General features: G+C 58.2%; 19 protein-coding genes, 1 tRNA gene and 1 pseudogene. 17 read left to right on the top strand and 4 right to left on the bottom strand.

Annotated features, from left to right (window positions below; genetic code table 11):
- Positions 1 to 42: 42 nt before the first annotated feature.
- Positions 43 to 1,827, top strand: a complete 1,785-nt coding sequence (locus ACYCFC_RS15705) for a GspE/PulE family protein (protein ID WP_459652178.1) — start codon at positions 43 to 45, stop codon at positions 1,825 to 1,827.
- Positions 1,828 to 2,124: 297 nt separating this feature from the next.
- Here ACYCFC_RS15705 and ACYCFC_RS15710 read toward each other — a convergent pair whose 3' ends face one another.
- Positions 2,125 to 2,832: a murein L,D-transpeptidase catalytic domain family protein gene (locus ACYCFC_RS15710; RefSeq protein WP_459652179.1), complete on the bottom strand. Its 708-nt coding sequence runs from the start codon at positions 2,830 to 2,832 to the stop codon at positions 2,125 to 2,127.
- Positions 2,833 to 3,042: 210 nt separating this feature from the next.
- Between ACYCFC_RS15710 and ACYCFC_RS15715 the strand changes: the two genes are divergently transcribed.
- From ACYCFC_RS15715 to ACYCFC_RS15730, 4 genes are all read left to right on the top strand, one after another.
- Positions 3,043 to 4,659: a L,D-transpeptidase family protein gene (locus ACYCFC_RS15715; RefSeq protein ID WP_459652180.1), complete on the top strand. Its 1,617-nt coding sequence runs from the start codon at positions 3,043 to 3,045 to the stop codon at positions 4,657 to 4,659.
- Between the two features lie 217 nt (positions 4,660 to 4,876).
- Positions 4,877 to 7,921, top strand: a complete 3,045-nt coding sequence (locus ACYCFC_RS15720; protein WP_459654012.1) for a PAS domain-containing protein — start codon at positions 4,877 to 4,879, stop codon at positions 7,919 to 7,921.
- Between the two features lie 63 nt (positions 7,922 to 7,984).
- Positions 7,985 to 8,293 carry a DUF2388 domain-containing protein gene (locus tag ACYCFC_RS15725; protein WP_181082586.1) on the top strand — a complete coding sequence of 103 codons (309 nt, stop codon included), beginning with the start codon at positions 7,985 to 7,987 and terminating at the stop codon, positions 8,291 to 8,293.
- A 71-nt stretch (positions 8,294 to 8,364) separates the two neighbouring features.
- Complete coding sequence (locus ACYCFC_RS15730; protein WP_181082587.1) at positions 8,365 to 8,787, top strand: OsmC family protein; 423 nt, start codon at positions 8,365 to 8,367, stop codon at positions 8,785 to 8,787.
- Positions 8,788 to 8,870: 83 nt separating this feature from the next.
- Here the strand turns inward: ACYCFC_RS15730 and ACYCFC_RS15735 are convergent, their stop codons facing one another.
- Complete coding sequence (locus tag ACYCFC_RS15735; RefSeq protein WP_181082588.1) at positions 8,871 to 9,971, bottom strand: TRAP transporter substrate-binding protein; 1,101 nt, start codon at positions 9,969 to 9,971, stop codon at positions 8,871 to 8,873.
- 200 nt (positions 9,972 to 10,171) lie between these two features.
- Between ACYCFC_RS15735 and ACYCFC_RS15740 the strand changes: the two genes are divergently transcribed.
- The 7 genes and pseudogenes from ACYCFC_RS15740 (at position 10,172) to ACYCFC_RS15770 (ending at position 16,922) form a co-directional block, all read left to right on the top strand.
- Complete coding sequence (locus ACYCFC_RS15740; protein WP_459652181.1) at positions 10,172 to 10,723, top strand: TRAP transporter small permease subunit; 552 nt, start codon at positions 10,172 to 10,174, stop codon at positions 10,721 to 10,723.
- Positions 10,716 to 12,092, top strand: a complete 1,377-nt coding sequence (locus ACYCFC_RS15745) for a TRAP transporter large permease (protein ID WP_459652182.1) — start codon at positions 10,716 to 10,718, stop codon at positions 12,090 to 12,092. Before ACYCFC_RS15740 ends, ACYCFC_RS15745 begins: the two co-directional genes overlap by 8 nt.
- A 62-nt stretch (positions 12,093 to 12,154) precedes the next feature.
- Entirely contained in the window at positions 12,155 to 13,408 is a 1,254-nt protein-coding gene (locus tag ACYCFC_RS15750) for a methyltransferase (protein WP_459652183.1), read from the top strand.
- Between the two features lie 52 nt (positions 13,409 to 13,460).
- Positions 13,461 to 13,536 (top strand) — tRNA-Thr (locus ACYCFC_RS15755).
- Positions 13,537 to 13,821: 285 nt separating this feature from the next.
- Positions 13,822 to 13,995 carry a helix-turn-helix transcriptional regulator gene (locus tag ACYCFC_RS15760; RefSeq protein WP_459652184.1) on the top strand — a complete coding sequence of 58 codons (174 nt, stop codon included), beginning with the start codon at positions 13,822 to 13,824 and terminating at the stop codon, positions 13,993 to 13,995.
- Positions 13,996 to 14,115: 120 nt separating this feature from the next.
- Positions 14,116 to 15,909 carry a DUF927 domain-containing protein gene (locus ACYCFC_RS15765; RefSeq protein WP_459652185.1) on the top strand — a complete coding sequence of 598 codons (1,794 nt, stop codon included), beginning with the start codon at positions 14,116 to 14,118 and terminating at the stop codon, positions 15,907 to 15,909.
- Positions 15,910 to 16,248: 339 nt separating this feature from the next.
- Positions 16,249 to 16,922, top strand: a pseudogene (locus ACYCFC_RS15770) (M48 family metallopeptidase).
- A gap of 221 nt (positions 16,923 to 17,143) precedes the next feature.
- On the opposite strand, the gene ACYCFC_RS15775 reads toward ACYCFC_RS15770, so the two are convergent.
- Complete coding sequence (locus ACYCFC_RS15775; protein WP_459652186.1) at positions 17,144 to 17,620, bottom strand: hypothetical protein; 477 nt, start codon at positions 17,618 to 17,620, stop codon at positions 17,144 to 17,146.
- A 907-nt stretch (positions 17,621 to 18,527) separates the two neighbouring features.
- Between ACYCFC_RS15775 and ACYCFC_RS15780 the strand changes: the two genes are divergently transcribed.
- From ACYCFC_RS15780 to ACYCFC_RS15800, 5 genes are all read left to right on the top strand, one after another.
- Positions 18,528 to 18,983: a hypothetical protein gene (locus tag ACYCFC_RS15780; RefSeq protein ID WP_459652187.1), complete on the top strand. Its 456-nt coding sequence runs from the start codon at positions 18,528 to 18,530 to the stop codon at positions 18,981 to 18,983.
- A gap of 53 nt (positions 18,984 to 19,036) precedes the next feature.
- On the top strand, positions 19,037 to 19,423 hold the full coding sequence (locus ACYCFC_RS15785) for a hypothetical protein (RefSeq protein ID WP_459652188.1): 387 nt from the start codon (positions 19,037 to 19,039) through the stop codon (positions 19,421 to 19,423).
- Positions 19,424 to 20,165: 742 nt separating this feature from the next.
- The gene (locus ACYCFC_RS15790; RefSeq protein ID WP_459652189.1) at positions 20,166 to 20,678 is read left to right on the top strand and encodes a hypothetical protein; all 513 of its coding nucleotides are present in this window, start codon (positions 20,166 to 20,168) and stop codon (positions 20,676 to 20,678) included.
- Positions 20,679 to 20,708: 30 nt separating this feature from the next.
- Entirely contained in the window at positions 20,709 to 21,176 is a 468-nt protein-coding gene (locus ACYCFC_RS15795) for a hypothetical protein (RefSeq protein WP_459652190.1), read from the top strand.
- Between the two features lie 597 nt (positions 21,177 to 21,773).
- Positions 21,774 to 22,604, top strand: coding sequence for a hypothetical protein (locus tag ACYCFC_RS15800; RefSeq protein WP_459652191.1), 831 nt, complete (start codon positions 21,774 to 21,776; stop codon positions 22,602 to 22,604).
- Between the two features lie 1,586 nt (positions 22,605 to 24,190).
- Here the strand turns inward: ACYCFC_RS15800 and ACYCFC_RS15805 are convergent.
- Positions 24,191 to 25,353, bottom strand: a protein-coding gene (locus tag ACYCFC_RS15805; RefSeq protein WP_459652135.1) for an IS3 family transposase whose coding sequence is annotated in 2 segments (ribosomal slippage) — positions 24,191 to 25,098 and positions 25,098 to 25,353 — 1,164 coding nt in all. Because the reading frame shifts where the segments join, the coding sequence is not laid out codon by codon here.
- Positions 25,354 to 25,357: the final 4 nt, after the last annotated feature.

Below are 25,357 nucleotides of genomic sequence, written 5' to 3' on the forward strand. Positions count from 1 at the left end.
GCCCGTCTCAAGCGCTTTTATCGGTCTTTCCCAGGAGCCTTCATGCCCGCGTTCGCCCCGTCCGTTGCCGACCGTTTCCTCGACCTCAACGACCTGTTGCGCGATCTGGTGGCCCAGGGCCGACTCCTGCAGGAAGCCGCCGAGCAGTGCCTGGCCCTGCGCCGCGGCACGGCGGCCAGCCAGCAGCATCCGCTGGAATTCCTCGCCGCGCAGCAGCTCGATGACCTGGCGCGACCCGGCAAGAAGCTCGACCTGGAAACCCTCACCCTCTGGCTCGCCGAGCAGGCCGGGCAGCCCTACCTGCGCATCGACCCGCTGAAGATCAACGTCGCGGCCATCACCCCGCTGATGTCCTACGCCTTCGCCCAACGCCACAAGATCCTCGCCGTGGCAGTGGACAGCTCGGCGGTGACCATCGCCAGCGCCCAGCCCTTCGTGAAGAGCTGGGAAGCCAACCTCACCCACGTGCTCAAGCGCCCGATCAGGCGCGTGGTGGCCAACCCGGTGGAATTGCAGCGCTTCACCGTGGAGTTCTACCGGCTGGCCAAGTCGGTCAGCGGCGCCACCGCCACGGACCAGAAGGTCAGCGGCACCGGCAACTTCGAGCAACTGCTCAACCTGGGCGCCAGCGACCAGGAGCCCGACGCCAACGACTCGCACATCGTCAACATCGTCGACTGGCTGTTCCAGTACGCCTTCGACCAGCGCGCCAGCGACATCCACATCGAGCCGCGCCGCGAACAGGGCACGGTGCGCTTTCGCATCGATGGCGTGCTGCACAACGTCTACCAGTTCCCGCCGCAGGTGACCATGGCGGTGGTCAGCCGGTTGAAGAGCCTGGGCCGGATGAACGTCGCCGAGAAGCGCAAACCGCAGGATGGCCGGGTCAAGACCAAGACGCCGGATGGCGGCGAGGTGGAGCTGCGCCTGTCGACGCTGCCGACCGCCTTCGGCGAGAAGATGGTGATGCGCATCTTCGACCCCGAAGTGCTGCTCAAGGGCTTCGACCAGCTGGGCTTTTCCGCCGAGGACCTGCGCCGCTGGCAGAGCATGACCCGCCAGCCCAACGGCATCATCCTGGTCACCGGCCCGACCGGCTCGGGCAAGACCACCACGCTGTACACCACGCTCAAGCAACTGGCCACGCCAGAGGTGAACGTCTGCACCATCGAAGACCCGATCGAGATGATCGAGGGCGCCTTCAACCAGATGCAGGTGCAGCACAACATCGACCTGAGCTTCGCCAGCGGCGTGCGCGCGCTGATGCGCCAGGACCCGGACATCATCATGGTCGGCGAGATCCGCGACCTGGAAACCGCCGAGATGGCGATCCAGGCGGCGCTGACCGGCCATCTGGTGCTCTCCACCCTGCACACCAACGACGCGCCCAGCGCCATCACCCGCCTGCTCGAACTGGGCGTGCCGCACTACCTGCTCAAGGCGACGCTGCTCGGCGTGATGGCCCAGCGCCTGGTGCGCACGCTCTGCCCGCACTGCAAGGCGCCGGTGCAGCTGGATGCCGATGACTGGCAGACGCTGACCAAGCCCTGGAATGCGCCGCTGCCGACCCACGCACAGCAGGCGGTGGGCTGCATCGAATGCCGCGACACCGGCTATCGCGGGCGCGCCGGGGTCTACGAGATCATGCTGCTCAACGACGGCATCAAGCCGCTGATCAGCGCCGATACCGATCTCATCGCCCTGCGCCGCCAGGCCTTCAAGGACGGCACGCACAGCCTGCGCCTGTCCGGCGCGCAGAAGATCGCGGCGGGGCTGACCACGCTGGAGGAAGTGCTGCGGGTGACGCCGCAGAGCGAGCAGAAATAGAGCAGCTGCAAGCTGCAAGCTGCAAGCTGCAAGCTGCAAGCTGCAAGCTGCAAGCTGCAAGCTGCAAGCGAGCGTAGGGTGGATGTCGCTTTTTACATCCACCATGACTCCGCTCGTCGGGTCGGAGAAGCGTGACCCGACCTACAGCTGGAGGCTGGAGGCTGGAGGCTGGAGGCTGGAGGCTGGAGGCTGGAGGCTGGAGGCTGGAGGCTGGACAGAATCGCTCCGGGACAATGCCGATCAAGCCTTTTCGTCCAGCTTTCCAGCTTCAAGCGCTCTTATCGGCTTTTACAGCTTTTATCCCTGCCGCGCCGCCAGTATCCCCGCCACGCGCGCTGGCTCGCAATTGAGGTAGGCCGAGGACTGCAGCCAGTCCTGATCGGGATACCAGGAGAACATGAACTGGCCGCCCTTGAGGCTATCGACCACCATGCGCGCCACTTCCGGGCGCACCGCCGGACAACCCTGGCTGCGACCGATGCGGCCCTGAGTGGCGATCCAGGCAGGGTTTACGTAGTCCGCCGGGTGGATGACGATAGCCCGTTCGCGGGCCAGGTCGTTCACGCCGGGTTCGAGCCCGTCCATGCGCAGTGAATAGCCGTGCTTGCCGCTGTAGCTCTCAGCCGTACGGAACAGACCGATGCTCGACTGGTGACTGCCGAGGACATTGGAAAAGCGCGTGGCGTGGTTTTCGCCGGATTTCTGCCCGTGGGCGACGAAATCTTCGAGCAACAATCGCTTGCGTTGGAGGTCGAAGATCCACAGCCGCCGCTCAGAGGACGGCAGTGAGAAATCAATCACCGCCAGCCGTTGCGCAGGGCTGGCGCCGTTGTTTACGGCACACTGCATGGCCGCTACGGCATGGGTCAGGACCCGTGTGTCCAGAGCGGGCGCTACTCGCGACAGATCATCCAGCAGCGGCTGATAGGAAGGAGCGGCCCAGGCCAGCGGTGCCGACACCAGCAAACCGGCGGCAAGGCACAGGCGCCGAAGCATGACCATCATGTGCTTGATACCTCATCCGGCGCCAATGCTGCGGTTTCCCGCCTGGCCGGCGCCTATAATCGCCATCTAATAGCGAAACAAGTCAGACATGGGCAAAACCCCCCTCTGACAGAACATGTTGTAGTGACCTGAGTGGGCCTGGTTTTCCCAGTGCCGCAGCCGGTTCAGCGGCGAAGTCTAGCAGTCGACGGGTTAGCCTGGAGTGAAGCCTTGTACAAAAAACATGCATTTCGTCTATTCGCTCCGCTTTTGCTCACGCCCCTGCTGGCGTGCGCCGAAGCGGGCAGCGAGTCGCCCGGCCCCATGCACGACGCGCTGCAGATGCTTCCCCAGGCCTGCGGCAAACCGCTGGCCGATATCGATCAGCAGTCGCGCGCGCGACTGTCTGCGCTGTATGGCCGCACGCAGTTCGAGCGCTTATGGACCACCTATGCGCAACTCGACGAATTGCTGGCCCAACTCGAGGCGCTGGCCGACGACGGCCTGGAACCTGCGACCTATCACCCCGAGGCCATTCGCCAGGCGATGCAGACCGCAACCGCCGAGCCGTTGCAGCGCGAGTGCGGCGACCTGCTCGCCAGCCACGGCTATCTTCTGGCGCTGCAGCATCTGGCCCAGGGCCGCTTGCCACAGGCGCGCCACGAGCCGATCTGGCGCAGCCCCGACTCCCCCGCACGAAGACAGCATGACGAGCACCTGCTGCAGATCGCGGCGCAGGCGCTGCCAACGCCCCGGCTGGCCTTCGCCAAGGCGCGCCCGTCGCTGGAGCAGTACCGCAACCTGCGCAAGGCCTATGCGCAGCTACGCAGCGCCGAACAACCCGAGCACCCGCCTATCCCGTCCGGCAAGGCCTTGCGCCCCGGCATGTCGGACCCGCGCCTGCCGCTGCTGCGTCAGCGCCTGAGCGACGACGGCTATCTGCCGGCGGCTGCCTCCCCGGACGATACGGACAACCGTTACAACGCCTCCGACGAGGCGGCGCTCAAGGCTTTCCAGCACCATCACGGCTTGCAGGATGACGGCGTTCTGGGCGCCGAAACCCTGGCCGCGCTGAATGTCACGCCGGAGGAGCGACTGGACCAGCTACGGGTGAACCTTGAGCGCTTTCGCTGGTTTTCACGTGATATAGAGCCCCAGTCGCTGCTGGTGGACATTGCAGGCGGACGGGTCGTCCACTTTCATCAGGGCCAGCCGTTGTGGGAAACCCGCGCCCAGGTCGGTCGCAGCAGCCGACAAACGCCGGCCATCAAATCCAGCGTTACCCGCCTTACGCTGAACCCGACCTGGACCATACCGCCAACCATTCTGCGCGAAGACATGCTGCCGAAGATTCGGGAAAACCCCGATTACCTCATCCAGCAGAACCTGCAGGCCCTAGATCACCAGGGCAATCCACTCGACCCGCAACTGATCGACTGGACCAACCCCGGCAATATTCTTCTGCGCCAGGCAGCCGGGCCGAGCAATCCGCTCGGACGGGTGGCGATCCGTTTTGCCAACCCCTACTCGATCTATCTGCACGACACACCGAGCCAGGGCCTGTTTGACCGTTCGCAGCGGGCCTTCAGCTCTGGCTGCGTCCGGGTCGAATCGGTGATGCAACTGATCGACCTGCTGCTGGCTGACAGCGAGTACGAGCGCTTCGAGCGGCTCCTTGAAACAGGCAAGACCTACGAACTTCGACTGACCAAACCCATGCCGATACTGCTTGCTTACTGGACTGCCGAAGCCGACAGTACCGGCCAGCCGCACTATCGCCCCGATATCTACCAGCATGACCGCAGCCTGCTTGCCGCACTGCGGGCCGCCGATCAAGCCAGCCAATGAACAGACCGGCGGCTCTGGCAGATTGCCCGTAGACCGAGGTCTACTTGTTACAAAGTCCAGCCCGAGTATCTTGCGCACCGGCGCAGGCATGCCTGGAGACAACAATGATTTTGCCGACATGGACAGACGAGCAGAAATCTTGAACAACGAAAATCAAGTCAAAGGCCGGGACGAAACTGAGCGACGGGCAGCGTTAGCCGACTACGGCATTTTCGAGATGCCCGACGAAGCGGTATTCGATGATCTGGTATCGCTGGCTGCGCAGTTGTGCGGCACAACCAGCGCCGCCATCATCTTTCTCGACGACGAGCGCCAGTGGATCAAGGCCTCGCTCAATCTCGACGATCACAGCCGAGCCTGCGCCGCTGCACTCTGTGCCAGGGCGATGGTGCACGCGCCGGCACTGGTCATCGAAAACCTTGCCACCGATCCGCAGAGCGAGCGCCTGTCCGGCTTTTATGCCGCTGCGCTGCTGCATACCCCGCAGGGGCTGCCGCTCGGCGCATTGTGCGTGCTGGATGCCGTACCTCGACCGCTTTCCGAGCAACAGCTGGCGCAATTGCAGACACTGGCACGGCAGGTCATGGCCTTGCTGGAGCTGCGCCGAGGCCAATTTCGGGTCAACAGAACAGAGGGCTGCGCGCACATTCGCAACGTCGTGGACAGGGCGAGCCAGGCCCTGCTGGAAGCCGAACAGCAGGTCAGCCTGGCTAATGAAATCGCCTCCATCGGCGTCTGGGAATATGACCTCGAACAGAATGTCCTGCATTGGGACACCCAACTCAAGGCGCTCGCCGGGATCGCCGCCGACGAGCCGGAGCTGAGCGTCAAGGAGTTCCTTGCCAGGGTTCACGACGATGACCGCCAGGCCTTGCTCGGCGCCTTTCGCAGCGCTCTGGAGGGCCAGGGTGACGGCGAGCTCAACCTCGACTATCGGGTTTACGACGCCGCCAGCGACCAGTTCCGCTGGCTGACCAACCGGGGCCGCCGCCTGCAAGGCCCTGACGGCAAGATCCGCCTGCTCGGAACCGCGCGGGAAATCACCGCCGAACGCAACGCTGCATTGAAGCTGCTGCGCATGAATACCCTGCTCGAAGAGCAGATCCGGGAAAGAAAGCTCACCGAGCAGCGCCAGACGCTTCTCATGGAGCTGGGCGATCTGCTGCGTGGGCAGCCTGACAGCGTCACCATCATCACTGCCGTCGTACAGACGCTGGGGACGACCCTGAGCGTTACCCGCGCCGCTTTTCTGAGCATCAACCCCGGCGGCCATTACGCCACCGTCGAACGCTACTGGAGCGGCGGCGCCCTGGGCGATCATGGCGAACGCATGTGCTTCGCCGATTACGGCGACTTCATCTACGACCTGCAGAACGATGAACTGGTCGTGGTCGAAGACGTGCAGCACGACACCCGCACCGCCGCGCAGGCTGCAGCCCTGCGGCTGCGACACATCCAGAGCCTGGTCTGTGTGCCGCTGCAGGAGCAGGGTCGCCTGAGCGCCGCCCTGATCCTGCTGCAGGACCGCCCGCGCCAGTGGGCCGAAGAGGACATTTCCTTCATCCGCGAAGTGGCGGACCGCGCCTGGACCGCCGACGAGCGCATCCGTGCCGAGCGCGCCCTGCGCGCCAGTGAAGAACAGTTCCGCACACTGGCCGACAACATGAGCCAGTTCGCCTGGATGGCCGACCCGACCGGGCACATCTACTGGTACAACAAACGCTGGTACGACTACACCGGCACGACCTACGAAGCCATGCGCGCCCTGAGCTGGCGTGCGGTGAACCACCCCGACCACCACGAACGGGTCAGCGCCTCGATGAGGCGAGCCGTGGCCATCGGCTCGATCTGGGAGGAAACCTTTCCGTTGCGCGGCAAGGATGGCCAGTACCGCTGGTTCCTGTCGCGCGCGCTGCCCATCCGCGATGACTTCGGCCAGGTCACGCACTGGTTCGGCACCAACACCGACATCACCGCCCAGGTCACCGCCGAGGAAGCGTTGCGCGAGCTCAACGACAATCTCGAACGCCGCGTCGCCGAACGCACCCGCGAACTGGCGGAGATCAACCATCTGCTGCATCTGGAAATGGGCGAACGCGAGCGCGCCGAGGAAACCCTGCGCCATGCGCAGAAAATGGAAGCCATCGGCCAGCTCACCGGCGGCCTGGCCCATGACTTCAACAACATGCTGAGCGGCGTGCTGGGGGCGCTGGAACTGATCCAGCGGCGGGTCGCCAGCGGTCGGGTGAACGACCTCGACCGCTATGTCGATGCAGCCACCACCTCGGCCAATCGCGCCGCGGCACTGACCCATCGCCTGCTGGCCTTCGCCCGCCGCCAGTCGCTGGACCCCAAGCCGGTGGACGTCAACCGGCTGGTGCTGTCGATGGAAGACATGCTGCGCCGTACCATGGCCGAGCACATCACCTTCGAAACGCGCCTACAGGCGGACCCCTGGCTGGCCTATACCGATGCCCACCAGCTGGAAAACGCCCTGCTCAACCTGGTGATCAACGCCCGTGATGCCATGAGCGAAGGCGGCAGGCTGATCATCCAGACCGGCTGCGTGCAGATCGACGACACCCAGCATGACCACCTCGAACCGGGTGATTACATCACCCTCAGCGTGGCCGACAATGGCTGCGGCATGCCGGCGGAGGTGATCGCCAAGGCCTTCGACCCGTTCTTCACCACCAAGCCCATCGGCCAGGGCACCGGTCTCGGATTGTCGATGGTTTACGGCTTCGTCAAGCAGACCGGCGGGCATGTGCGCATCGACAGCACCCCTGGCCAGGGTACGCTGATCACCCTGTTCCTGCCGCGCAACCAGGCGCAGGTAGAAGCGCCGGAAGTGCAGGACAGGCCCGCCCTGGAGACACAGGGCGCGTGCATCGGAGAAACCGTGCTGGTGGTGGAGGACGAGGTCGCGGTGCGCATGCTGGTGATCGAAGTGCTGGAGGAACTCGGTTATCGGGTGCTCGAAGCGCTGGATGGCACGACCGCCCTGCCTTATCTGCAAGGCGATCAGCGTATCGACCTGCTGCTCAGCGACATCGGCCTGCCCGGTATCAATGGCCGGCAGCTGGCGGAAATCGCCCGCCAGCTTCGCCCGCAACTCAAGGTACTGTTCATCACCGGATACGCACCCGACGCCGGAGTTCGCGACGAATTTCTTGCGCCGGGCATGGACATGCTCAGCAAACCCTTCAGCATCGACACCCTCGGCGCCAGGGTTCGTCAACTGATCGGGCGCAACGGATAACGCGCGGAGGAACTCCGCCAGTCGCTTGGCAGTCTCTGAAGGAGATCAGACGGAGACACCATCATGCGCACAACACTTCTGGCTGCTCTTGCGATGAGCTGCATACCCTTTGGCATGGCAATGGCGGACGGCAGCTTCGTCCGCCAGATCCTCTCTTCCGGCGCGACTACCGGCTCGACCTATCTGACCTTCAAGGACAACAAATTGGTAGCGAACGTCCGCGAAGATGCCGGCAGCTTCGTCGCCAGTGACGGCGCCATTCGCGGCCCCTATCTCGAAGCCATGCTGGTGCAATTGCGCAGCGAGCAGCCGCAACTGCAGGCCAGCGACCTGGAGCTGGCCCGCGCACTTCTTGCCGCCGAACAGCGCTAGCAGTCTGAAAATAGCCAGGTCCGCTCAGGGCTGGCCCTGAACAATCGACTATTCAAAAAACCGGAGGAACCATGAAAAAAACCGCATCCGCCGTCTGGCAGGGCGACCTGAAAAGCGGCAAGGGCACCATCAGCACCGAGAGCGGCGCGCTGAAGGACAATCCATACGGCTTCAACACCCGTTTCGAGGATGCGCCCGGCACCAATCCCGAGGAATTGATCGGCGCCGCCCATGCCGGCTGCTTCTCGATGGCGCTGTCGCTGATGCTCGGCCAGGCCGGTTTCACCGCCGAACGCATCGCCACTCGTGCCGAAGTCACCCTGGACAAGGACGGCGAAGGTTTCAGCATCACCGCCATCGCCCTGACTCTCGACGCCCAGATTCCCGGTATCGATGAAGCGCAGTTCCAGCAGATCGCCAACCAGGCGAAGGAAGGCTGTCCGGTCTCCAAGGTCCTCAACGCCCAGATCAGCCTGACTGCCAACCTGGCGTAGGCTGGCTTTGAAGCCCCGATAAAAAACGCCACCACCGGTTGAAAACCGTGGCGGCGTTTTCTTCAATGCATCCCGCCAAACGATCAGCCGCGGATGTTGTAGATGTCTTTCTCGTTCAACTCGGCATATTCATAGAGACGCTGGAGATAAGCGCTCTGCTGCTCCCACACCTTGCTCGCAACCGGATCGGCGGCAGCGGAGGCATCGACCACTTCGGCGGCGACTTCCTTCAGGCGCGCCAGCACTTCGTCAGGCAGGCGGCGTACTTCAACGCCCTGCTCACGCAACTGCTCCAGAGCCTCCATGTTCTTGGCGTTGTAATCGTCGAGCATGTCGCCGTTGACGTCCCGCGCGGCAGCACGAACGATGGCCTTGAGATCATCCGGTAGCGTTTCCCAGGCCTTGAGATTCACATCCAGCTCGAAGGTGACGTTCGGCTCCTGCCAGCCCGGCGTGTAGTAATACTTTGCCGCCTTGTGCAGCCCCAGCGCCATGTCGTTGTAAGGCCCGATCCATTCGGTGGCATCGATGGCACCTGTCTGCAGCGCAGTGAAGATCTCACCCGCCGGCATGTTCACCACAGTGCCGCCCATCTTGGTCAGCACCTCGCCGCCCAGGCCGGGTGTGCGCATCTTCAGGCCGCGGAAATCCTCGACCGAATTTATTTCCTTATTGAACCAGCCCGCCGTCTGCACACCGGAAGCGCCACAGGCCATCGGCAACACGCCAAACGGCTTGTAGACCTCCTCCCACAGCTCCATACCGCCACCACGATGCAGCCAGGCGTTCATTTCCTGGGCATTGGGACCGAACGGCAAGGCACAGAAGAACTGCGCCGCAGGCACCTTGCCTTTCCAGTAGTAGGGTGCGCCGTGGCCCATCTCGGCGGTGCCACGGGATACGGCATCGAAGACTTCCAGCGCCGGAACCAGCTCGCCGGCGGCATACACCTTGACCGTCAGGCGACCGGCACTCATCTCGTTGACCAGCCTGGCAAAACGCTCGGCACCAACGCCCACGCCGGGGAAATTCTTCGGCCAGGAGGTCACCATCTTCCAGTTGAATTTCTCTGCCGCGGCGCTGGCTTCAGACTTGCCGGCGGTCTCGGCCTCCTTGTTGCAACCGGCCAGGGCCGTAGCGGCCAGCCCCACACCGGCTGCGGCCAGAATTTGACGTCGTTTCATGGGTGACTCCCTATTGTTGTTGTAATGAACCGGATGCCGGAACCCTGCACCCAGTTCACTCTAGCTAACACAGGGCCATGCATCACTCAAGTCCACAATCAGGTCTTCAGACTATTTTCCGAGTGCTGTCAGTTGCGATGCCGTCTGGCAGGCGCCTAGAATCGCGAGCTGCTCAGGGCAATAACAACAAAGGACCTACGATGTCGAAACATGCCCCTCCCCTGCTTGCTTTAGCACGCCTGATCGATACCCTAAACGCTCGTTTCGGCCAAGCCTGCGCCTGGTTGACCCTGTTCCTGGTGCTCGGCACCGCCGTGGTCGTGCTCCTGCGCTACGGCTTCGGCATCGGCGCCACCGCGCTTCAGGAAGCGGTCCTCTATGCCCACGCACTGGTCTTCATGGGCGCCGCCGCCTGGACGCTGCAGCGCAACGGCCATGTGCGCGTCGATATCTTCTACCAGCGCTTCAGCCCGCGCTATCAGGCGCTGGTCGAGGTGTTGGGCACACTGCTGTTCCTGCTTCCCGTTTGCCTGTTTCTTAGCTGGGCCAGCTGGGATTACGTCAGCAACTCCTGGTCGACGCTGGAAGCGTCCAGCGAATCCGGGGGCCTGAAATTCGTCTACCTGCAAAAGAGCATCATCCTGGTTCTGGTGGTCAGTCTGGCGTTGCAAGGCATCGCTGAAATCATCAAGGCCGCCTACCTCGTCGCTGGTCGCCTGCCGATCTCGGAGCCGGAGGTGAAGCATGGCTGAGTTGATGGCAATTCTGCTGTTCGCCTGCATCTGCCTGGCGTTGATGGCCGGCTACCCGGTGGCCTTCACCCTAGGTGGCGTCTCACTGCTGTTTGCCGGTGTCGGCGTACTCACCGGCACCTTCGACGGCAGCTACCTCAGCGCCCTGCCGAACCGGCTGTTCGGCATCATGAACAACCAGACGATGCTGGCCGTGCCGCTGTTCGTATTCATGGGCGTGATGCTGGAAAAAAGCCGGGTCGCCGAAGACCTGCTCGAATCCATGTCGCGCCTGTTCGGCACCCTGCGCGGCGGCCTGGCGATTTCCGTCTGCGTGGTCGGCGCGCTGCTCGCGGCCAGCACCGGCATCGTGGGAGCCACGGTGGTCACCATGGGCCTGCTGGCCCTGCCGACCATGCTGCGCCGAGGTTACGACCCGGCAATTTCCACTGGCACCCTGGCGGCCACCGGCACGCTGGGCCAGATCATTCCGCCCTCCATCGTGCTGGTTCTGCTGGGTGACGTGATGTCCAGCGCCTACCAGCAGGCGCAGCTGAAGATGGGCATCTTCTCACCGAAGACCGTATCGGTCGGCGATCTTTTCGTCGGCGCGCTGCTTCCAGGCCTGCTGCTGGTCGGCCTGTACATCCTCTACATCATCGTGATCGCGGTGCTGCAGCCAAAGAAACTGCCGGCGCTGCCCCAGGAGGAACTCGGCCCCATCGAATGGGGCAAGCTGGTTTACGCTCTGGTGCCACCACTGTTGCTGATCAGCGCCGTCCTCGGCTCGATCCTCGCCGGTTACGCCACGCCTACGGAGGCCGCCGCGCTGGGTGCACTGGGCGCGATGCTGCTGGCCTTTTACAAGGGCAAACTCAACTTCACCCAGCTGCGCAGCGTGGCGTACGGCACAACCGAAATCACCGCCATGGTGTTCCTGATCCTGATCGGCGCCTCTCTGTTCTCGCTGGTGTTTCGTGGTTTCGGCGGCGAAGCGCTGATCGAGGACGTGTTCGCCCAACTGCCAGGCGGCGTGCTCGGCGCCTTCTTCCTGGTCATGCTGGTGATCTTCCTGCTGGGCTTCATCCTGGACTTCATCGAGATCACCTTCGTAGTCGTGCCGATCGTTGGCCCGGTGTTGCTGGCAATGGGCCTGGACCCGGTATGGCTCGGCGTCATGATCGCGCTGAATCTGCAGACGTCGTTTCTCACGCCACCTTTCGGTTTCGCCCTCTTCTACCTGCGCGGCGTGACGCCAAAATCGGTGCCTACCAGCACTATCTACAAGGGAGTGATACCCTTCATCCTGATCCAGCTCCTGCTACTGGTGGTCGCTTATCTGTTCCCTGGTCTGGTCACCTGGCTACCCGAACAGGTTTACGGTAAATAGCTACGCGCAGACGCCTGTTTCGACAGGCGTCTCGCTGTTCAGCCATCCTCGCGGATTTATCGATGCCCAGCCCCACCAGCCATGCGCAGCTCGCTGAACGCTTTCAGCAGCTCGACACGTTTCTCGTGCAGCATCAGACACTGTGGCAACCACGCCCCTTTACCCATAGCCGACTGCCTTGGGAAACCGATCATCCAGAACTGGCCGCATGGCTGCGCGCGCGCCCGCTGGAGGCAGCTGAATCCGCGCACAACCATCCTGACGCGCTTTTGGCACCAGCCCCCTTCCAGGCACTGGCCAGGCAGGCAACAGCTCTGAGCAGCGTGGCCGAACTACCCATGCAAACAAGCCCAACAAACAATCCCCGCCAGGCCACGGACGTTCCCGGACGCAAATGGCTGCAAATCCAGTCGTTCAGCGCAGCGCTCGACTTCCGCGAGCGCCCCCGTCACTGGCTCGACTGGTGTGCCGGCAAAGGCCATCTGGGTCGCCAGCTGGCCGGCGACGGCGCAAGCCTGACCTGCCTGGAATGGGACCCGATACTGGTCGGTGCCGGCGCACAACTCAGCCAACGCCTGGGCATCGACGCAAGCCACCGACAACAGGATGTGATGAGCGATGACGCCGTCGCACAGCTTGGCCCAGACTCGACCCCGGTCGCCCTGCATGCTTGCGGCGACCTCCATGTCCGCCTGCTGCAACTGGCCATAGCCCAAGGCTGTCGACAACTTGCGCTGGCGCCCTGCTGCTACAACCGCATCCAACACGATCGCTACCAGCCGCTGTCGCGTGCTGCTCAGAGATCTTCACTACGGCTATCGCGCGACGACCTCGGCCTGCCCCTGAGCGAAACCGTAACGGCTGGCGCCCGTGAAAAACGCAACCGCGACCAATCCATGGCCTGGCGTCTGGGCTTCGATCTGCTGCAGCGCAAACTGCGCGGGGATGACAACTACCTGCCAACCCCCTCACTGCCCAGCGCCTGGCTGAAGAAAAGCTTCGAGCAATACTGCCGCGACCTCGCCGCACTCAAGGGCATCCCTGCCCCCCAGACCGAGCACTGGGCCGAACTGGAACAGCGCGGCTGGCAGCGCCTCGCCGAAGTCCGTAACCTGGAACTGCTACGCGGCCTGTTCCGCCGCCCGCTGGAGCTTTGGCTCCTGCTGGATCGCGCCCTTCTGCTCAGTGAAAATGGCTACAGGGTACGCCTCGGCACCTTCTGTCCCACCCAACTGACCCCACGCAATCTGATGCTGATCGCAGAACGTGAAAATCCACCCGCTACCCTCTCAACGACACCGTCCAGACTGCCCTAAAGAAACAGGTTTACTCGCCGCAACCAATCGCTATAATGGCGCCCATCTTTTCGCCGGTATAGCTCAGCTGGTAGAGCAACTGACTTGTAATCAGTAGGTCCCGGGTTCGACTCCTGGTGCCGGCACCATATAAAACAACGACTTAGGCTCACCGCAAGGTGGGCCTTTTTCGTTTTTGCTCAACACTTTGCTCAACACTTCGTCGGTGCTCCGCCGCATTCGGTTAGCTGAAAGCGGCCATTTCTGCCTTCCCCAGCTTGTCTAGTGCCTCGGTCGGGATGCAAATTGCCGGTGCGGAGCCGTAATAGTTTTTCCCGCTAAATCCTAAACCTACACAAAACTGGTCGAATACCAGCCCAAAACGCTTTCGCAGACCGGCACAGTGATCCCACACACTTCCGGAGCACCTTGCCATGCCAAACAAGACATTCTTAACCAGCGATGAAATCTGTCAGCTTCTGCGCTGCAGTAGTACGACCCTCTGGCGCATGCGCCAAACCCCCGGCTTTCCGCAGCCACGCCAGTTTGGTCGCCGCCTGCTGTGGCTGCGCACGGACCTCAAACAGTTCCTCGCGCTCGACGACTGACCCGCGCCGCGCCCTCTAATCGGTCGCTGCCGCCTAGAGGGCGCCCCAAAAATCTTTTTTCTTTCGAACCAATTTTTTTGGTTTGTGGGCTCCCTTGCGCCCCAAAACGAGGAATTCGCCATGCCAACTCCAGAAAAAGAGGCCAACGCACAATCCACCACGGCCACTAACGTGCCCCGCCTAACCCCGATTAAGCCAGCTCAAAAACCCATCACCCCAAGCGGCGGCTACAGCGTGCATGAGATGGAGGTCACTCGTAATGGCCACAAATTCCACCCTGGTGTCTGGCTGCATAACACGCGAACCACACGCGAAGGCGCGGAAATCATCTCGCACGAGTGGATCTGCGGGCCGCTACACGTGGACGCGATCACCCGTAGCCAGTCATGCAGCGAGGGTTATGGACGCCTGCTGCGTTTTACCAACCTAGATGGCTCCGAACTGACGTGGGCCATGCCCTCTGACCTCCTTGCTGGCAGACCGGAGCAAATCGTATCTGTGCTGTACAGCCGAGGGCTGAAAATTGACTACTCTCGACGCACCAAGATCGTGACCTATATCGCCAGTCAGTACCCCCTGCGTCGGGTTATTTCTGCTGCGGCAACGGGCTGGCTCAGCTCGGAACTCTTTATCACCCCCCTCGACAGCATCGGCAAGGGCGATGCGATTTTTCAGTCAGAAAGTTCCGCCGATGGCGAATATGGCAAAGCCGGCACGCTGGACGGCTGGCGGCAGACCATCGGCGCTACCCTGCCAGACAACCCGCTATTGCAACTCGGTCTAGGCGCAGCGCTTGCGGGTACATTGCTGGCACCCCTACGAATTTACTCCGGGTGTGGTTTTCACCTGCTGTGGGACAGCTCCAACGGCAAAACAACGATTGTCATGTGTGCAGCGTCGGTCTGGGGGCACGGGAATCGGTTCATGCGAAAATGGGCAGGTACAGCCAGCGGTTTGGAAGGCATTTCCGCCTTACGCAACGACTGCTTGGTAGCGTTGGATGAGCTGGGCCAAGCTAATCCAGCTACCGTGGGAGAAGTGGTTTATGCCGTCGTCGATGGTATCGGTAAACAACGTGCCGAGCGTACCGGTGCTGCACGTAAGCTACGTCGCTGGCTTGCGGTTCTTCTGTCAAGCGGTGAGATAACGCTCGAAACCAAAATGCGCGAGGCGGGAAAACTTGTACGGGCCGGACAGGAGATCCGCCTGGTAACGGTGTCTGCGGGGCGCACCTATGGTGCCTGGGACAACCTGCACGGCTACCCCGAGGGAGAGATTCTGTCCGATGCGCTCCAGAAAGCCAGCGGTACCAACTATGGCCACGCCGGTCCAGAGTTCGTTCGACAGCTGATCGAGCGTGGCGATACGGAAAAGCTCCCAGAGCTGCTGGATGAAATCCAAAAGCGCTTCCATCCGACTTCCGGCCAGTCTGCTCGTGTAGCCAGACATTTTGCGATTCTCGCCCTCGCGTTGGAACTCGCAACGACCTACGGTTTGTTCCCTTTAGCAGCGGGCGAAGGAACCACCAGTATGATGGCGCTCTTCGAAGGGTGGCAGGCCGGGCGTGGTAAAGGGCCTAGTGAAGATCGGCAAATCTTACGCGCGATCTCGGACTTCCTAGACCGCCACGGGGGTAGTCGTTTTCAGTCCGTGGGCGCGGGCGCAGAGGTCGTTCGCGACCGCGCCGGCTATTGGGAACGCACCGAAAGGGGGCGCGTCTACCTGTTCACTCGCAGCGGCTTGCACGAGGCCACAAGCGGCTTTGAGCTGACCCGTGTGCTGCGCGCTTTGGACAGCGTGAATGCCATCACTAAAAAAGAGCCAGGCAAGCTGCAGCACAGGAAGCGGCTCCCCGATGGTAGCAATCCCGGTCTGTACTGGATCGACCCGGCATGCCTGGAGGATGTTGGTTAAGTACATTGTTCCATTTTCAGAAGGGAACACAGGGAACAGCTAGCATTCATGCGACTTTCGCCTGCTCCCTCATCCAAACCGAAATCGGGAACACAGGGAAAATCACCCCGCATGTTCCCGCTGTTCCCTACCAGAAAAAGGCTTAGGGCACAGATCCACCCCTGCCGTAACTTGTCTGTCCCTGCGTTCCCTGCACTCCCTATGCAAAACAACAAAGGGACAAGCGTGCTGCCCAAGAGGAATTGGCCGGTCAGCTGTTCGATCACCTGATGCGACGGGTTTTCAGGCTGACCGACTGATTGATCAGGCAGGATCCAGTCACGAGAGGTTGATGCTGGTGTGAGCAATCTAACTCTGACCGTAGACGATCTGCAGCTGGCAGTGCGCCGCAGTGAGCGGCGCAAGACGATGCAGATTACCGTCGAGCGCGATGGTGCACTGATCCTCTCGGCTCCTCCGGAGGTGGAAGAGCAAACTCTGCGGGAGTTAGTACAAGAGGATTTACTCGCCGCTGGCCGAGAAAGAACGCCTGCAGCGGGCTATCCCTTCCAAGGAATATGCGGATGGAGAGGGCTTTCTGTACCTGGGACGAAGTTATCGCCTGAAGCTGGTAGACGATCAGGCGGTGCCGCTGAAGCTCTCTGCCGGGCGCTTCCGCCTGCTGCGCAGCGAGTTGCCACGCACTCGCGAACAATTCATCCACTGGTACAATGGGATTGGCTGGCAGTGCGCGTCAAGAACTATCAGGCTCGCATGGACCTCTCCCTATGCCGCGTGCGGGTGCAGGACCTCGGTTATCGGTGGGGCTCATGCGGCAAGGGCGCGCTGCTGTACTTGCACTGGAAAACCATCTTGCTACCCAAACCCATTGCGGAATATGTGGTGGTGCATGAGATGCGAGCCGCCCCCCTCGGCTGCGTCTGGAGCGTGTCATGCCAGACTTTGCACAGCGAAAGACTTGGTTGGCGGAACACTGCATTGAGGTTGAGGGTGGACTAGCCTTCCCCTGGTAGGGAGCGAGATAACGAACCAGTACCCCAACTGATAAGTTACTGCTAGGGCAACGATGCCTTGTAAAGTCAAGCTTCTAAAGAGCTCGATCTCTTGTTGGAAACACCAATCCATAAGATAAAAATTATCAGCAAAAGCAAAATACTAAAGAGCGTCAAAAGCTCACCTCCACACTTAAACCAATCAATGCAGAGGTGCTGCGCCAGCTGATTATTGGAAATATTTATGCTTTTTGATCAACAGAGAATGTCGCTACGCAACCATTTCCGGCAGGCGTCAGAAGGAGATTTGCTCCTCCTTCGTTTTTCATCCAAATATAGTCACCTGCTTCAGCAATATATTTGAAAGCGGGAACACTCTGTGCATATGCTAGACATGACTTTGAAGTTGTAATAATAGTAGTGACATCGTAAAAGCATTCTTGCCCCTGCTTTAAATACGTAGCTTTTGAAAAAACAGAATCATCTTTTGAACCCCATGTACTAAGCATTGTAAGCAAGTTTGGATTATCCTTGTATGTTGTAACGTTAGTCCTGATGTCAGAACCTCCAGCATTTCTATGCTGAAGTTTAATTGCAGCATCACACCCAGTGAACCCTTGGCTATGCGCCTGCTTGACTGCAAAATCAACAAAACTTTGATCAGCAGCTAATGTCACAGTGGAGGTAAGCACAGCTAGTAATGCAGCGTATTTTTTCATAACAGCTCCTTACTCTTTATTCAACGTACATATTTATCAATTAGCGCATTGGCAATTAAATAGAACTGCCCCATAGCCCTATCTAGAGCTTGAAGAAACCAGCCCTTATCTAGTAAATCCTTCTCACACGATCAGCTTATTTTCGGATAAATAATTTTACTTAAACTTCATGTAATTCACTTCCACTTTGTGAAGCTATTTCTTTTGACACCGTACCCTGTATCACCAGCCCACGCCATTCACCACAACACTGGCATGGCATCATTATGCCACCATCAAAATCCAAATTCCACATTAGGCAAAGCTTCAGCTAAAGGCACTACACATAGACATAGGCACGATGCTTCGCACCTACACGTGAGACAGACTGGCCAGCACCTTGGACTTGCCCCTATCAAACCGGACACTGCGGCACCGTTAAATTGATGTTGCGCTCAGCCAGGCGGCCACACAACCAACGGCATTACCAGGCCTCATGACTACAGATTCCATGCTCATCGTTCGGATTTCGCATATACCCAGCCAGAGATGGGCCTCAGCGCACAACGGCTACAAGTGTCACGACTACACATTCCATGCCCCACTCAGCGGCTCCCCGTTCAAAGGTGCAGTTCGAGCAAGGAGCTGTTTAAGCACCAAGCTCTGTGAATGATTTCAGCCAACTACTATTCACCTAGAAAATTATTTAAAACCGAATAATTCGGAATAATTTTGGTTGGTAGCTATTTCAGCCCATACGCTACGAGCCGAGCAGTCAGAGCTTCTACGCGAGTCGATCAGCTATGGAAGGCCGTGGCGAGATAAGCGCGAAGACTCACCTGAACATCAGCACGTTCTCGCCTGCTCAAAATTTGGGTTATTTCAGACACAGGAGACGCTGTAGGTACTCATAACCAAGGAGCCAGCCATGAGCCTATTCAGCGAACTCGTCAACCTGTTCACCTCCATCGTCCAGCCAGCCAAACCGGCGTACACGACCATCATCTATCCCATCCAGGGAAAAGCGGTCGTGGTGCATGACGGCCTGGGTATTCGCCATGAGCGACGGTGGCAGATGTTCGACTCGCTGTTAGAGGAGAATGACCCGAGTACCTCCTTCACCACTCCGCACGATGACCATACGAGCCAAACAGATCCGGTCGAGCTGTTTCAAGCTGACACTTTCTCATCGGATTTTTTGGCCAGCAGCTTCGAACCCATGGGTGCCAGTTGGCTCAACCCAGCCAACGGAATGCCCATGATGGGTAGCTGCTTCGATGTCATGGGCAACGCGTATGGCATCGACACGATGAGTGACAGCCTGTCGTTTGATCATGGCATGAGCGACTTCGGAGGCAGTTTTTCTGCCTTCGGTTTTGATTGAACGCAGGGAAGAACATTCAGGGGGAATTGGACATGTCGTCATTAGGACTAGGAGTGAGCTTCATTCTGGCTCTTGCCGTAGGAATTTCCTGGCTGGCTTGGGCCTTCGATGTACGCCTTGAGCGCAGCAGACTGGTTCGGAAGATTCCATTGCCACTGAACCTAACAAACTCTGCCAATCGTCGCCGACCGCAATCTAGGCTACGGCCCATGATGGCGCTCACAGGATTCATGCTGGTTCTGCTTTCGAGAACCGGTGCGGCATTCCTGGGGCGGTTGGCCATGATGCAGCTGGGTGAAGCTGCAGCGATGTTCGTGGCATACCCGCTGCTCAGAAGCCTGTGGGGACAGATCATGGGGGTGGGGCCAATCGTCTGCGTCGTCATGGCGGTACCCGGCACGTATTGCATCAGTATTGACATAGTGACCGAGCGGAGCTGAGGCTCTGCGTTGTCGTTGAACATCCACTGCGGCAACGGCCCGTTATCAGCGGGCCAGCCGAGAAGGCACGGAGGTGTTATGGACACATCAGTTGTACGGATTGTAACAGCCATCAGCGCAGTACTTTTGCTAATAGCTGCTGCCGCAGTAATTGGGTTCGTTGTAGCAAGCTTTCTGGACGATAAAAGTGCTCGGAATCGCTCGGATAACGTGCCTGCCCAAGACGAAAGAGATAACCGTCTTCAGTGACAGATAGGCAGGAGGCCTTCGTATCAGCCAGCCCCCAGAGCCTCGAACTGCTGATGAGTCGAGCAAGGCGTGAGAGGCACCCGCCGAGTACGCATTTCGTATAGTCAACGCCACTTGCCAAATGATAGCCTTCCGCCATCAAGAGGGAGGGTATCTATGCAGAAGCGCAGCAGAGAACTTCAAGCGAGCCTATTGGTGGCGACCTCCTGGCAGATAGTGCTTCTGAACCCCGGATAGCTTTCGATCAGTTGCAAGATCCAAAAGCTATAGAGATTGGCTCAACTCATCTTCCAGGCTGGTTTTATATTTATCGGCCCGAATGGAACCTGGGGAACAACCCACAGCCGCCAGCTATTTGAAACAAGGGTAAACCCTTAATTTCATAGGAAAACAAGTAAGTCTTTTTGCTACACAACAAATTAAGACAGCCCTAACACAACCCAAAAGAGCATAAGCAACGAAAATACAGCCGCCTACCACGGAGCACTGCCCTATGAAGAAAGCAATAACAATTGCGAGCCTGCTAATGGCTACAAGTGCATTAGCAGACCCTAAAATCTTCAACATGGAGCTTGGAAAAACGACAGAAAAAGAATTTCGAACATTGTATAACGCTCAAAAAACAGGGATCAACAAATATACAGACGGCAGCATGTATGAGCTAAATAATTCAGAAATAGAATTTGAAAGTCTTCAGAAAGTCACTACTATATTTGATAGTGACGAAGTCTTGGTTGCAGTATTGACGACCTTCCCTAAATCAAAATTCGATTACCTCAATAAAATCCTCAGTCAAAAATATAAGAACGTAAGTCAAGAAATACCATTTGTCGGCAACAAATCGGCAACATTCCGCGACGGGGAAACCGAGATCACTCTCAGCGCTCCACATATGAGCTTTGAAATGTCTATGAACTATATTCGTGACGACCTAAAGCGAGAGTATGAAAAGCAGTTGAAGGCAGAGAGCGGACAAAAGAAAAAGAACGAAGCAAGTCAGCTTTAGAACTAACCTCAATATAAAACTGGCACACACATGAAGAAGATACTTACCACTATCGCAGCTGTAACACTCTTGACTGGCTGCACAACATTCGAAACTGTTTCTCGTCAGAGCCCCGAGGCTGAGGAGATTCTAACCTTCAATGCGCCGCTGGATGGTGCGGCATTATATTTATATCGCGACCGCAAAAGTAGCTATGGTGGCGTCGAGATGATTCTAGATATTAATGACAAAGAGGTTTCACTAGCAGGATCTTGCCTTAAGCGAGTAGAGCTCACTCCTGGCACTTATCACCTGAATGCAAATCATCCAGACTTACTTGGCGGCGAGCAAGAACTTGACATTACCCTATCACTAGGAGATGTGAAGATCCTGGAGTTCAAGCCAATTTTGAGGCCTATCATACCCGGCGAGTCAAAGTTGATTCCGAGAACAATTGAGGAATTGCGAAGCTTGGTTGACAGCCAGCCACTGTGCATACTGGCTACAACAAAACTCTAAGTCGGAGTCCTGAAAGCGAGCGCCTGGCTAAGTTTTACATAGCCAGGCACCAATCAATAGTAAGTAGCTCAGATGAAGGAATACTCCCCCGCCTCCCGCCAATACAAGGCGGCAAAGGGCTCGCATCCCATCTTCGGCTCACGAGTCAAAACTTGAGCGCAGGAAGAGTTTGTCAGGGATATTTTGATATTTCGCTGTACCACAGAACGCCAATTACCACGACTGAAGCAAATGCATCCGCTACGCGACTCAACACTCCAACCACAGAGTGAAGGGAAATCGCATAGATCCGACAGCAGAAAGGCTTTTTGATAACCGTCAGCGTGATAGTGCTGATAGTAGTAGCTACCGGAGTGATTGGAATCGCACTGGAGAAGTATCTAGATGACAAAAATTCTCGGAATCGCTCGGATAACGTGCCTACACAAGACGAAAGAGATGACCGTCTTCAGTGACAGATAGGCAGGAGGCCCCGGGGCCCCGAACTGCTGATGAGTCGAGCTAGGCGTGAGAGGGCACCCGCCGAGTACGCATTTCGTATAGTCATCGCGGCTTGCCAAGAATGATAGCCTTCCGCCATTAATGGAGAGTGTATCTATGCAGAAACGTAGTAGAAAACTTCAGGCGAGCCTATTGGTGGCGACCCTCATCCTCCTGACAGGGTGTGCTTCTGAACCCCGGATAGCTTTCGATCAGTTGCAAGACCCAAAAAACACGCCGAAGGAGCGGTGGTCCGATGCACTCACCTATCTGGAGGCTATGGGCGTTTGGGGAATGAGAGATATTCCCAGGGACATGCTGGTTGAACTGAACCGCCCCGCAGGGGCATATAGTACAGGCGCCATAGACGTGGGTATGGCAGGTTTGGGCTCCGTATCGGGCCCATCGAGCATGGGTGGTGGCGCAGCACTAGGGGTGGGTTTAGGGCTGATGCTGCTAGGCGGCGGCGCTTCGCCAATGGTGGACATGATTCATATAGCGGCCTGGGTGCCATCTGATCTGGCAAATTCACCAGAGGAGGCCGTTAAGGTCGTTGATAACGAATACAACATGGCAAGGAAGCGAGTGTTTAAAAAGGACTTATCTAATGAAAAGATGCTCATCACTAAATACCCGCAAAATCATAGAGCATCCTTTGGTGGCGAGCTCGCGATAGAAAAGAATCTTCTGCAGTTTGATCAGCCAGCCCAAACCAGTCCAAGCTTCCTTGAAGCGCCTATGAGCTATGGTCCTATTTTTATTAGAAGACCAATATTTTACGTCGACGCCAGCAAAAACTCTATGGACTTTCGCACTGCAATGAAGGTCCTTTCGGCAGACTTACCAGACTGGTTTATAATTTACGCTCCTCAGCAACATTTGCGGAAAGGCAAAACACCACCTGTAGTATATCGCTCTGGTGAAGAGAACTATTTTATCGGGAAGTAACTTAATCAACCTCCTAGCCTTATACCCAATCAGCAGCTAAACGCACCAATTACAATTAGCAACCAAATGCTTTGGCTTATATCATATACTCATCACAACCTATTTCTTCCGAGAGAAGCATGCGCCATACGACAGTTACCTACCAGAACTGCAGTAAAATAATAGTTCCGCGCACTCAATATAGATATGGACGCGCCATTAGCAATTATTGCCCGTTCTGCCTGAGTGAGAATTGGCATGGCATGATGCCAAGCTGGAAAGAAAGACTATTTAAATTTCTTGGCCTAGCACTTGGAATGGTAGCAAGCATTTTATCTGGAGCAATTTTAATTAAAATCCTTATATGGACAGGCGTTCTAGGCTTATACACTTGGTTGATTTTCCCAGCGATAGGTTTAGCAGTCTTCGCAGGGTACCGATTCTATAGCTGGTTCACAGACTACGAATTTGGACGAAAAAAGACGAATACGATGCCATCGTCGCTCGCAGACAGGCCCCGTGACAAGGGCGCTCCACAAGGAGCATGGCACGTCTTTTGAGCCAACCCGCTTGGTGGGGCACAGGCGACAACCGATTCATGCCCCACGGGCCGTATAGCCGCCCAAGCGCGAGCCAGCGGGTATACGCCGTCGCTACAAGAGCCCCTCAGGTAGAAACCAAGCGGTAAGAATCGCCATCCATCCGCTACCATCCGCTACGCGACACGGTTACTGCAAAAACCCTTCAAAAATCACTTCGTAATATATCTATACGGAATCACCTCGCTTTTTTTTGCTTCCGTTAGAAGTTCTAAGCAAGAGGTTTCCACGAGTGGAAAGTGGCTACAGGCCTCGCCGTTGCTGGCTTTCCGACTTTCCACCTAATGCGTAGTGACCCGTAATTTCCACCTAAGCCTGAAATCTCTTTCCACCCAAGCGAATTTCGAGAGTGGAAAGTGGCTGTAAGCCGCACCATAGCTGCGTTTGCGACGTTCCACCCATGGTGGAAACTCTTTCCACCTAAGCCAGAAATCTCTTTCCACCCAAGCGAATTCGAGGATGGAAAGTACTGCAAGCCGCGCCACCGCTGGGTTTACGACTTTCCACCCGGGGTGGAAAGTCAGTTTCTTCGGAAACGTGGTCCGCTGAGGAAAAGGCTGAAAAAGCCACCTTTTGAAGTGCCTAGTTACCGGGCCAGTACTATGTTAGGCCATCGCAGCCCTCACAACCGATCAAGATAGGAGGACCATTTCTGTAGGTCCTCACGCTTTTCCCTGACGTATGTATAGCGGTCGTAATGCCTGGCTTGCACACCGCTTCGACCATGGGACAACAGCCACGCCCTTCGCTGCTCATCGACACCGAGGGCGGCCAAGTGAGTTTCAATAGTTGCCCGCATGGTGCGCCAGGTGAAGCGGCGGGTGAGGCCTTGTTCCGACAGATTTACACCCAACTCGGAGAAGATTTTTTGCGCTGTATGCGCTGACACTGGACGTACCCCATCCAGCGAAAACGGCCCAGGAGATCGCTGCCCACCTTCTAGCAACGGTGAAACAATTTCCTTCACGCGTCCTGAAAGGGGCAGGAGATGATCACGAGGTGTAGTGGTCAACCCATCCCGGACAGTGGGTTAAGTTTTTCTTCGGCCACCGCAGGCGGTAACCCGTCGTTGAATTGATGCGGCCTGACCCAGTTGTAGCGGTGCATCAGGTAGTGGCTGATATCCCGCTGAGCTTCCTGTGCCGTCAGGTAACCGGTCTGCGGTATCCACTCCGACTTCAGGCTGCGGAATAGGCGTTCCATCGGCGAATTGTCCCAACAATTACCCCGGCGGCTCATGCTCTGCTGCATTCGGTAGCGCCACAGCCGCTGCCGGAACAAGCGGCTGGCGTACTGGCTACCCTGATCCGAATGGAACAGCACCTGCTGTGGCTTGCCGCGCTGCTCATAGGCCATATCGAGGGCTTTGATTACCAGCTCGGCATCCGGTTTGGCGGAGAACGCCCAGCCAACCACCCGACGCGTGTGCAGATCCAGCACCGCGGCCAGGTAATGCCAACGACCTTGCGCCCAGACGTAGGTGATGTCGCCGCACCACACTTGGTTCGGGCGCTGGACTGCGAACTCACGGTTCAGTCGATTCGGGATATCCGGGCGCTCAACCGTGGCCTGCTTGTAGGCGTGCGAGCCCGGCTGCTTGCTGACCAGCCCCAACTCACGCATCAGTCGACGCACACGGAAATGGCCGATCTCCACGCCGTCCTCGCGCAGCATACCCAGGATGCTTCGGCTGCCAGCCGAGCCCCGGCTTTGGTTAAACAACTCGTTGACCCGGCTACGTAGCGCGACGCGACGAGCATCTACACGGCGACGTCGAAGGCGATGGGCGTAGTAGCAAGATCGCGTCACATCGAAGGCTGAACAGACCACTTCTACCGGTTCCCGCTCACTCAACTGGTCTATCAGCGCGTACGATCGAGTTCGTCCGACATCAAGAGAGCGGTAGCCTTTTTTAATATCGCTTTCTCCCGCTCCAGCCGGTTGATCCTAGCCTCTAGCTCCTGGATCTTCTGCTGCTCGGGTGTCAGCGCTTTGCTTTTTGGGGTAACGCCCTGGCGCTCGTCTTGGAGTTGTTTCACCCATCGCCGCAAAGCCGAGTCCACGACGCCCAGCGAACGGCAGGCCTCGATATGGCTGTAGCCCTGATCTAGTACCAAGGCAGCTGCCTCTCGTTTGAACTCGGCGGAAAACGTACGTCGTTGCTTGCTCATCGAA

The sequence above is a fragment of the Stutzerimonas sp. NM35 genome, from assembly GCF_054604355.1.